Source organism: Alteromonas sp. BZK5, assembly GCF_014349115.1.
In the GTDB taxonomy this organism is placed as follows: Bacteria; Pseudomonadota; Gammaproteobacteria; order Enterobacterales; family Alteromonadaceae; genus Alteromonas; species Alteromonas macleodii.
This window is the reverse complement of sequence record NZ_JACSOE010000001.1, coordinates 187,503-197,402: the sequence shown is the minus strand read 5'-3', so window position 1 is coordinate 197,402 and position 9,900 is coordinate 187,503. Positions and strand designations below refer to the sequence as shown.

Annotated in this window: 10 protein-coding genes; 3 read left to right on the top strand and 7 right to left on the bottom strand. The window is 44.4% G+C overall.

Annotated features, from left to right (window positions below; translation table 11 throughout):
• Positions 1–107: 107 nt before the first annotated feature.
• Together BIZ39_RS00845 and moaA are read right to left on the bottom strand one after the other, a co-directional pair.
• A complete protein-coding gene (locus tag BIZ39_RS00845) occupies positions 108–635 on the bottom strand; it encodes a GNAT family N-acetyltransferase (protein ID WP_014948922.1) in 528 nt (175 codons plus the stop codon).
• Between the two features lie 128 nt (positions 636–763).
• The gene (gene moaA, locus BIZ39_RS00840) at positions 764–1,732 is read right to left on the bottom strand and encodes a GTP 3',8-cyclase MoaA (RefSeq protein ID WP_069944014.1); all 969 of its coding nucleotides are present in this window, start codon (positions 1,730–1,732) and stop codon (positions 764–766) included.
• Positions 1,733–2,056: 324 nt separating this feature from the next.
• Between moaA and BIZ39_RS00835 the strand changes: the two genes are divergently transcribed.
• The 3 genes from BIZ39_RS00835 to BIZ39_RS00825 all read left to right on the top strand — a co-directional run bounded on the left by BIZ39_RS00835 (position 2,057) and on the right by BIZ39_RS00825 (position 4,482).
• The gene (locus BIZ39_RS00835) at positions 2,057–3,877 is read left to right on the top strand and encodes an ABCB family ABC transporter ATP-binding protein/permease (protein WP_069944013.1); all 1,821 of its coding nucleotides are present in this window, start codon (positions 2,057–2,059) and stop codon (positions 3,875–3,877) included.
• Positions 3,878–4,093, top strand: coding sequence for a DUF3820 family protein (locus BIZ39_RS00830; RefSeq protein WP_014948919.1), 216 nt, complete (start codon positions 3,878–3,880; stop codon positions 4,091–4,093).
• A gap of 65 nt (positions 4,094–4,158) precedes the next feature.
• Positions 4,159–4,482 (top strand): hypothetical protein, encoded by a 324-nt coding sequence (locus tag BIZ39_RS00825; RefSeq protein WP_061094648.1) that lies wholly within the window; start codon positions 4,159–4,161, stop codon positions 4,480–4,482.
• Here BIZ39_RS00825 and BIZ39_RS00820 read toward each other — a convergent pair.
• The 5 genes from BIZ39_RS00820 to BIZ39_RS00800 form a co-directional block, all read right to left on the bottom strand.
• The gene (locus BIZ39_RS00820) at positions 4,479–5,843 is read right to left on the bottom strand and encodes a TrkH family potassium uptake protein (RefSeq protein ID WP_039227356.1); all 1,365 of its coding nucleotides are present in this window, start codon (positions 5,841–5,843) and stop codon (positions 4,479–4,481) included. The two genes, BIZ39_RS00825 and BIZ39_RS00820, sit on opposite strands and share 4 nt — an antisense overlap.
• Entirely contained in the window at positions 5,840–6,496 is a 657-nt protein-coding gene (locus BIZ39_RS00815) for a potassium channel family protein (protein ID WP_014948916.1), read from the bottom strand. Before BIZ39_RS00815 ends, BIZ39_RS00820 begins: the two co-directional genes overlap by 4 nt.
• Entirely contained in the window at positions 6,496–7,191 is a 696-nt protein-coding gene (locus BIZ39_RS00810; RefSeq protein ID WP_049585909.1) for a response regulator transcription factor, read from the bottom strand. Before BIZ39_RS00810 ends, BIZ39_RS00815 begins: the two co-directional genes overlap by 1 nt.
• 4 nt (positions 7,192–7,195) lie before the next feature.
• Positions 7,196–8,194 carry a DUF4118 domain-containing protein gene (locus BIZ39_RS00805; protein WP_187446130.1) on the bottom strand — a complete coding sequence of 333 codons (999 nt, stop codon included), beginning with the start codon at positions 8,192–8,194 and terminating at the stop codon, positions 7,196–7,198.
• 194 nt (positions 8,195–8,388) lie between these two features.
• Positions 8,389–9,732 carry a class II 3-deoxy-7-phosphoheptulonate synthase gene (locus BIZ39_RS00800; protein WP_187446129.1) on the bottom strand — a complete coding sequence of 448 codons (1,344 nt, stop codon included), beginning with the start codon at positions 9,730–9,732 and terminating at the stop codon, positions 8,389–8,391.
• Positions 9,733–9,900 lie beyond the last annotated feature (168 nt).

Here is a 9,900-nt window from a genome sequence, read left to right as displayed (position 1 = left end):
CCTTACTCATGTGACCTTCTCCTTCTTGATAGTGATTTGAACAACCCTATCTTGGCTCATTTGAAGCCTTTATGGGAGGAGAGGGTCCATACCATTAATACGATTACTTAATTAGAGTAGACGACTACTGTCTCGTGATAGAGTTTGTCTTTATACTCAAGCTCGTGACTAAACGTCATCCCTAGCTTTTTCATAATATTGATAGACGCACTATTTTGCGGGTTAGCAATAGCAGAGAATTTTTCAACACCTATATCATACAGCGCTTCTTTAACAGACTCCGCAGCCTCTGTTGCGTAGCCCTTGCCCCACGTATGGCGCTTAAAACGCCATCCTAGTTCCATATTGTCACTTTCGGGGTGTTGAGTAAAAAAGCCAAAGGGTCGAACTAAAATCCAACCAATGCTTTCCTTTTCGACTAGCGTTTCCACGCGCCACAGTCCCCACCCTAGAGCTGGATTGGAATAGGCTTGGAAACGAGGAACAAAGATTTCCCGAATATCTTCCTTAGAAGACTTCTTGCCACCGTTGATATATTTCATGACAAGCTCATCTTGGTCGAGCTCCCATAAAAAGTCTGCGTCTTGTTCGGTGATATAATGGTAGGAAAGACGCGCACTGTCCTTGATATGCATATACTTCCTTTATCGTTATTATTTTTAATATACTTACACCGCTGAATATAGCTCATTTTTACAACAAACCAAACTTATTCGATGTATTTATTTTGCCCTACATTTTCCTTTAACGTAGAGCCAATTAACTAGCCTCCCAGCATGGCAAGGTGCTTGGTTGCCCCTGTTTTACCTTCATGCAAATAGTGTGTTTCGTGTTTTTGACCCAGCACATCTTGTAAAAAAGCGACCACTTCATCCACATTTCCAGTGGCAAGAAGATGTCTCATGTCTATCCCATTTTCACTAAACAAGCATAGGTGAAGCTTTCCTGGGGCAGAAACACGTAGTCGATTACAAGTTTTACAAAAATCTTTGCTGTAAGGCATGATTAAGCCAATTTTACCGGCATAGTCAGGGTGGTAAAACTCTTGCGCTGGCCCCGCATCTTTTCTACGCAACAAAGGCTGCCAGCCCATGTCTAACAACGTACTTTTTAGCGGCGTACCACTTTGATGTTGCTTATTGAAAAACTGATTTAAGTTGCCTGTCTCCATTAGCTCTATAAACCGGAGCGTTACTGGCATATCTTTTAGCCAAGCAAGAAACCTATGAAGACGGCTATCTGAAAAATCGTTGAGTAAGACAGAGTTCACTTTCACGTCTAAGCCGGCATCAATCGCTGCGTCTAACCCTCGAAGTACAGCTTTAAGCTTGTCTTGTCCTGTTATAGCGGCAAACTGACGGGGATCTAAACTGTCAATACTTACATTTACTTGGTGTAACCCTGCTTCTTTCCACTGATGCGCAAACTTTTCCATTCGCGCTCCATGTGTTGTCATCGCTACACGTTCGATACCAGGCGTATTACTTGTTAGCCGTAAAATATCAAGAAAGTCTCTTCGCAGCGTTGGTTCGCCGCCTGTTAGGCGCACTTTCGACGTACCTAGCTTAGCGAACGCTTTGAGCAAGGTATCAATTTCGTTTAGCGTCATAAACTGATCGCTCGTCGGGCCTTCATATCCGTCTGGCAAACAGTACTGACAACGAAAGTTGCACGCTTCGGTCACTGACAAACGTAAATAATGAAACTGTCTACCGAAACTATCTTCTAACAAACTAACTCCTTAATCCTGTGCTGCTTAGTCATTCAATTCACGGCTTTCTCAATCTAACAAAAGCCAGTAAAACATTGAGTGAATAACAAGGTAACTAAATTAAACTACCTCTAGTGTACGCGCGGAGAAACCAAAATTAAACACATTCATCGCTATAAATAAGACCATTTTAATCTCTAGCCTATTTCAAAACGTACTTCAAAAAGCGAAAATCGCCCTACACGAGCAGGTTAGCTCAATATCTATTACAACGTTTACGAAAAGCGATTTTTTAAATCAGCGCGTTCATAACACTGTAAACACAATAATAAAGCACACTATAAAATGAGAAAAAACCGTTTTCCTACCAATGTCGACGAACCTGTTAAATGGCACGTTCTCTCACAGCTTTGGCCTTATCTCCTAGAGTTCAAGCACCGTGTATTTCTTGCTCTACTCTGCCTAGTAGCAGCAAAGCTTGCCAGCATCGGCCTACCCTATGTATTGAAATACACCGTCGATAGCTTAAATGGCGACCTAACCACGCTTGCATTAGCGGTACCTATCAGCCTTATCGTTGCCTACGGAACACTGCGTTTACTGAATGTTTTGCTCGGCGAAGTACGCGACACGCTATTTGGACGGGTTACAGAGCGTGCCATGCGCCGCCTTGGACTAAAAGTCTTCAAACATTTGCACAACTTAGACTTGGGCTTTCATTTAAATCGACGCACAGGCGGATTGTCACGAGATATAGAGCGCGGTACCAACGGCGTAAGCTTCCTCATGCGTTTTATGGTGTTTAATATTGTTCCTACCCTGTTAGAGATCACTCTTGTTGTAGGCTTACTCTTGTTTCAGTTTGGCGTATCTTTCGCGTTAATTATTGTAGTTAGCGTGGTGGCTTACATTGGCTTTTCGATGAAAGCCACGGATTGGCGCACTCGCTTTGTTACTCAGATGAATGAAGCTGACTCGACCACCAATTCCCGGGCGGTAGACAGCCTGCTAAATTTTGAAACCGTTAAATACTTTAACAACGAATCCTTTGAAGCCAATCGCTACGACACGGATTTAGCTGCATGGGAAAAGGCACGAAGAAAAAACCGCTTGTCGCTATTTGCATTGAATGGCGGCCAAGCTGCCATTATCGCTATCGCCATGACATCTATGATGGCAAACGCTGCCTTTGGCGTCATGAATGGCGAGATGACCATAGGTGACTTTGTATTGATAAACGCCTTCACCATGCAAATTTTTATGCCCTTAAACTTCTTGGGGTTTGTGTACCGTGAAATTCGAGGGAGCCTTGCGAATATCGATAAACTGTTTGACCTTCTCGCTCAAACTCCGGCCATAAAAGATGCCCACGACGCTACGGAATTAACCTGTGCGAACCCCGCACTGCGATTTAACAATGTCCATTTTGCATATACTGAGAAACGACAAATACTTAACGGCTTAAGCTTTGATGTACCGCCAGGCTCAAAAGTAGCGGTAGTGGGTGAAAGCGGCGCGGGAAAATCAACGCTGATGAAACTACTCTTTCGGTTTTATGAGCCTCAACAGGGCGACATCACGATAAATGGAAAAGACATCACATCGGTTACGCAACAAAGTCTGCGTTCACATATCGGCATTGTCCCTCAGGATACGGTGCTGTTTAACACTACCTTGCTGGAGAACATTCGCTATGGTAACCCTGATGCCAGCGATGAAGACATTAGGCAAGTTATCAAACTCGCGCATCTTGAAGCATTTGTAGAAAGCCTACCTGAAAAGCTAGACACAACGGTAGGTGAGCGAGGCCTAAAACTTTCTGGTGGCGAAAAGCAGCGCGTATCTATCGCAAGGGCCTTACTTAAAGGCGCGCCAATCATGATTTTTGATGAAGCCACCAGCTCGTTAGACAGCACGTCAGAACGTGCGATATTAGCGGCCCTTCGCGACGCTGCTAAAGGACACACCAGCTTAGTCATCGCCCATAGACTGTCCACAATTGTTGATGCCGACAAGATCCTTGTACTTAAAAACGGTACCATTGTAGAGGAAGGGACACACACTTATTTGCTTGAGCAAGGTGGTGAATACGCAGCACTATGGCAAGCACAACAACGTGAAGATGAAGACCTCAACGAAAATCCCAAGACAAAAGGTAATCAGTAAATGGACCCAACGCTTATTAAAGCCGCTATTAACCAAGTGATGCCCTTTGGCAAATACGCTGGAAGACGCCTATTTCATTTACCTGAACCCTATTTGGTCTGGTTTCACAAGCAAGGCTTTCCAGAAAACAAGCTTGGTGAACAGCTCGCTTTAATGTATGAAATTAAGCTAAACGGCTTAGAGTCTGTTGTAGAACCGCTATTAAATGACGACTAGCAATCACACGGGGACTCAGCGTCCCCTAATGGCAAAATGAGTAAACTCTAACCACACTAAGATTTATGTTAGCAAGACCCAGAAAGCAACGTCGAAGTGACGTAAACGAACGTATCAAAAAAATACATAATGCCATTGCCGACAAACTGATGTTGCAACCAGAACTATTTGAAGAAGTCGAAAAAACATTAGAAACCCGTTATCACAACAAAATGATGCGCTATGGAAGCTACCTTCTTTGGAAAGGAATAATTGAGGCTCGCCATCAACCAGACGTATTTAAGGCGCTTCTTTTGGCTGACGACGAGCGCACAGCCAACTTAAGAAGAGAAACCATCTTCGTCGGTATTTTAAGTGAAGATGAACGAGCCGCTATTTTTGCAGGTTAACCAATTGCTAGTTTAGCTTCTGGGTATTTAATGCGGCTTATTCGAGGGCTGGCAATAAAATAAGCCAATGTCAAAGGCCCTAATCTACCCGCGTACATCAGTAAGATAATGATCCACTCACCACTGTTTGACAGCTCGCCAGTTAGCCCTCTGGAAAGACCCACGGTCCCAAGAGCAGAAACCGCTTCGAACACGATATCCAAAAAGTCAGCTTTTTCTGACATTAATAAAAGAAAAATAGCTATCCACGTAATACCTATGGAAATCATCGTAAGCGCTAGCGCTTTGCTGATAGTGTCATTTGAAATTGTTCTGCCAAAGAGTCGTGGTGCAGCTCCCCGCTGAATATAGTTGTATGCGGCAATGATCAAAACGATGAAAGTCATCAGTTTTATACCGCTTGCGGTACTCATTGAGCCCCCGCCGATAAACATTAACAACAACATTAATGCTGTCGTTGGATCTTCTAACGACGCTATATCCAGCGTATTAAAGCCGGCTGTTCTTGGAGTAACGGCTTGAAACCAAGATGCCCATAATGCGCTTTGAGTATCGAGGTTCGCCAAGGTTGCAGGATTATCACTTTCAATAACAAAGATAAGCAAAAAGGCGGTTACATTGACAATTAGCGTACCCAATATCATTGTCTTGGCATACACAGAGATACGTTGCCATCTGCGCTTTTTATGAAGCTCTATCCAAACGGAAAACCCGAGACCACCAATAATAAATAATGCAGAAATAGTGATGTTGATAATCGGGTCTCCCACATAGGCGGAAAGACTATCCCCACTAAGTGCAAATCCTGCGTTGTTGAACGCAGAGATGGTGTAAAAAAACGCGTGAAATAACGCTTCACTTACTCCTTTTTCCTGCATCCAGTAGGCCGACAGAATACAAAAACCCACTAACTCAACGAAGAAGGCAAAAATCAGTACCGACTTTGCTGTAGATACAAGTGTTGATAAATCTGTTTGATTAAACGCCTCCTTCACTGCCGATTGCTGCAAGAAACTTATTTTACTTCCTAAGGCAATGAGCGTGACGATGGCAAACGTCATCAACCCTAAGCCCCCCAGCTGAATTAAAACCGCAATCACCGCTTGTCCAGCAGTTGTAAAAACAGATCCGGTATCGACAACCACAAGCCCCGTTACTGTCACCGCCGATGTGGAAGTAAATAGGCTTTGGATCCACGAGATGGGCTCATGAGTCATCATTGGTAATTTTAGGATAACGGTGCCTAAGAAAATCACCGCCACAAAGCTTAGAGAGAGAATAAGAGGCGGCCCTACCTGAATTTTGTTGATACCTTTAGGCGAGCGCTCTATCGGTCTGTAGCCAGGATCCCATCTGTTCATTGTGCTAGCCTAGGCGCTATTTTAACAAGGTTCTCTCTATGGCCGCAGAGAATAACGGTATCTTTCGAAGTAACTTCAAAGTCTAATGATGGATTATGATGTAGCTGGTGACCTCGCTTAACTAACAAACAAGAGACTTGCCCCTTACCGACGGACAGCACGTCTTTTAAGCGCTGTGAAGAAAAGTGATCAGACAAAATGACATCAACGATATAAACGCCGTGCCCTATACCCAAGTAGTCATTCACCATTGGGTAGTTAAGCGCTTGCGCCACCCTTGCTCCCATCTCTTCTTCAGGATGAATAATTTTCGACACACCCAGCTTGGATAAAATAGCGTGGTGAGCAGAGCTATTAGCTTTCACCCAAATATTGGCTACGCCCAAGTTTTTTAGTGCCAACGTACACAGTAAGCTAGCTTGCATATCCTCGCCAATAGCAACAAGCACGGCTTCGCTCTGACACAAGTTTAATTCCTTGAGTGCACGCTCATCACTGGCATCACACACAACGCACTGTGTAAACTCACCTGCATACTGTTCAACCAGCTTTTCACTTTGGTCAATTCCTGTAACCGTGTGCCCCATATGAATTAACTCTAAACTGGCCGTTAAGCCAAACTTGCCAAGTCCAATTACACTAAAATGCGACATTAATTAGCCTCCGGTTTATCAACCGCTATTCGGTAGCCTTGTTTAGGCATTGTCTCTATTAAATCTTTCTCGAACGGATCTATCTTCTTTCTTAGCTGTCTTACAAGAACGCGGATGTAGTGGGTATCTTCACTGTGATGCAGACCCCATATTCTTCTTAACAATTCTTGCTGACTAATAAATGCCCCAGGCTGTTTTGTAAGCTCGTCAAGAAGCTGAACTTCTTTTGGGGCGAGCGCGATAACTTCGCCTTCAACGAGCAGCCGTCGCTCGGTAATATCCAATGCTATCTTGCCAATCTGTCGTGTGGGCGTTGTGGGCTCAACCACAGGATTGAAGTCTCTAAGCAGTACTTTCACCCGGGTGACAAGCTCCCTGATCCCAAAAGGCTTGCTAACATAGTCATTGGCCCCCCGGGACAACAGGTCGACTTTGTCTAACTCCTGATCTCTTGCAGACAACACGAGCACTGGCAGGCGACTGGATTCTCTAATACGTTTAAGTACTTCACTGCCCTCACCATCAGGTAACCCTAAATCGAGTATGACAAGGTCAGGACGGTGCTGATTAAACAATGACAAAGCTTCTCGAACCGAAGCAGCTTCAACACAAAGGTAGCCTTCTGCACCTAGCGCAATGCTCAGCATCTGACGAATATTCGCATCATCTTCAACAAGTAGAATGGTGTGGCTCATTGCGCTAATCCCTTTTTGGAATTGTAATACTGACGAGAAGGCCTGGTGTGGTATTCGACAGCTTGATAGCACCGCCATGGGCGTGAACTATGCCTGCTGCTACGCTTAGCCCTAAGCCAATGCCGCCTTTTCCACTATCGCTGCGACGACTGGTTTGAAAAAGCTGTATTGGCGCTTGTAGCTGTTCATCGCTGATCCCTTCGCCTTTATCGGCTATTTGAAACTTAAACTCTCCATCAGAGTGGCTAACCATCAGCAATACACTGTCATCGCTGAATTTAAGGGCATTATCAATTACGTTAAATAAAGCTTGTTCAAACAGTGATTCAGACACAGTTATATCGCGACTGTCACTGTTGTTGATCACTTTTAGTCGTCCACTGTTAATACGACTTTCAAGGTTAGCTATAAAGGCAGTCAGGTTTACATGGGTTAAATTTAGCGCTAACGCGTTATGCTCAATTCGTGTGGCTTGAAGCAGGTTCTCAACGTAAACATAAAGGCGTTTACCTTCATCGTGAACCCCTTTTAACAGTGCCTGTCTCTCAATGTCATCAAGCTTGTCTTGATATGTCATATAGGTTTCAACAGAACCGATAATGGTAGAGAGCGGCGTACGCAAATCGTGGGACACAGATCGCAGGACACTAGATTGTGTTTTAACAACCTGTAGTGCATGTTGTTGAGAATTGACGTAGACAGCAAGCTCGCTAATGAGGATGGCTACAATGATGAAAACGACAAAATTTATGCTGTCTTCAACTTCTGCAATTTGAAATGAGTACAAAGGCTCGGTGAAAAAATAATTAAAGCTCAGTGCTCCGGCTACCCCTGCAAGCAAGCCGTAAAACCTTGAGGTCGTTAACGCCACAATGGCACACGCAAGCTGTAGAATGAGCAAAATACCGCCAAGCGGCAGTAACCAGTTGCTAAGTGCTAAACACCCTAAAATAGCCACAGCCATAATAAAGAGTGTATAGAAACCGTGTTTAAATTGGGTCATAGGTCAATCGTGTTTACTTCAACACAATGAGCATATCAACCTAACCTCAAATATACGCGTAAAATTTAGGTAAAAAAAACGGCATCCCAATGATGCCGTTTCTTCAAATTGCCAATGCGATGTTGGTCACTTTAAGCATTTCGCATTACGCATTACGCATTACGCATTACGCATTACGCATTACGCATTACGCATTACGCATTACGCAAATGATCAGCCACCAAGAATGCCATTTCAAGTACTTGGTCTGCATTTAAGCGCGGGTCGCATTGCGTTTTGTAGGCTTGCGCTAAGTCTTCATCGCTAATTTCATAAGCACCGCCAGTACACTCCGTTACGTGCTGACCGGTCATTTCAAGGTGAATACCACCTGCGTGAGTACCTTCTGCTTCGTGAGCTTGGAAGAACTGCTTAATTTCTTTCAAAATTGCATCGAAGTTACGGGTTTTATAGCCGCTAGATGCCGAGAACGTGTTGCCGTGCATTGGGTCAGAACTCCATACAACGTGTCTGCCCTCAGCTTTCACTTTACGTAATAAGCGCGGCAAGTTATTTGCCAGGTTATCGGCACCCATGCGTGTAATCAGGGTCAGGCGTCCTGGGTCGTTTAGCGGGTTAAGTGCATCAATTAAACGAATAAGCTCGTCTTCCTGCATACTTGGCCCTACTTTCACACCAATTGGGTTGTGAATGCCACGGAAAAACTCAACGTGTGCGTGGTCTAGTTGACGGGTACGCTCGCCAATCCATACCATGTGAGCCGAACAGTCGTAAGGCTTACCGGTAAGGGTGTCGATACGCGTTAGCGCCTGTTCGTAGTTCAACAGCAATGCTTCATGCGAAGTAAACAGCGAAGTCTCATGCAGTGTAGAACTGGTTTGTGCATTAATGCCAATAACATCCATAAACTCAAGGGTGTCTTGAATACGGTTGGCCATATCAGAATAACGCTCTTTAAGCGGGTTGTTTTCAACAAACGCCATGTTCCAGCGGTTGACTTCATGAAGGTCGGCCAAACCGCCTTGCGCGAACGCGCGAAGTAGATTCAACGTTGACGCACTGCGATGGTAGGCTTCCAACAAACGATCAGGGTCTGGTCGGCGCGCCGCTTCGGTGAATTCAAAGTTATTGATGATATCGCCGCGATAGCTTGGCAAGGTCACGCCATCGCGAGTTTCGAAATCTGATGAACGCGGCTTGGCGTACTGGCCTGCCATACGGGCAACCTTGGTTACCGGGCAACGACCAGCAAAGGTAAGCACAATTGCCATTTGAAGAATAACTTTAAAGGTATCGCGAATTTTAGGTGCGTTAAATTCATCAAACGACTCCGCACAGTCGCCACCTTGCAAAAGAAAGCCTTTACCCAAGCTCACTTCACCTAACTGACGTCTAAGTTCACGGGCTTCAGCAGCGAATACCAGTGGCGGATAAGAACTCAATGTTTGCTCTACTTCTTTTAAACGTACTTTGTCGTCGTACTCTGGTTGCTGAAGAATAGGTTTACTTCTCCAACTGTCAACTTGCCAATTACTCAACGGTGTTCTCCTGAATAAAAAACGTAGGGCAAACGTTTTACTGAAAAAAAATATTGAAGCTCTACGCTTCGAATAAAAAAGACTGTAACGCGCTTTAAGATGTATCCGTAGCGCTTTTTTATAATCAGCCTAATGTGAAAATGTGAATCTAAAAAAATGCTGGAGGCA

Excerpts from the sequence above, each read along its gene's own strand:
- BIZ39_RS00845 (WP_014948922.1), bottom strand. The coding sequence starts at position 635 with ATGCATATCAAGGACAGTGCGCGTCTTTCCTACCATTATATCACCGAA.
- BIZ39_RS00835 (WP_069944013.1), top strand. The coding sequence starts at position 2,057 with ATGAGAAAAAACCGTTTTCCTACCAATGTCGACGAACCTGTTAAATGG.
- BIZ39_RS00830 (WP_014948919.1), top strand. The coding sequence starts at position 3,878 with ATGGACCCAACGCTTATTAAAGCCGCTATTAACCAAGTGATGCCCTTT.
- BIZ39_RS00825 (WP_061094648.1), top strand. The coding sequence starts at position 4,159 with ATGTTAGCAAGACCCAGAAAGCAACGTCGAAGTGACGTAAACGAACGT.
- BIZ39_RS00820 (WP_039227356.1), bottom strand. The coding sequence starts at position 5,843 with ATGAACAGATGGGATCCTGGCTACAGACCGATAGAGCGCTCGCCTAAA.
- BIZ39_RS00815 (WP_014948916.1), bottom strand. The coding sequence starts at position 6,496 with ATGTCGCATTTTAGTGTAATTGGACTTGGCAAGTTTGGCTTAACGGCC.
- BIZ39_RS00810 (WP_049585909.1), bottom strand. The coding sequence starts at position 7,191 with ATGAGCCACACCATTCTACTTGTTGAAGATGATGCGAATATTCGTCAG.
- BIZ39_RS00805 (WP_187446130.1), bottom strand. The coding sequence starts at position 8,194 with ATGACCCAATTTAAACACGGTTTCTATACACTCTTTATTATGGCTGTG.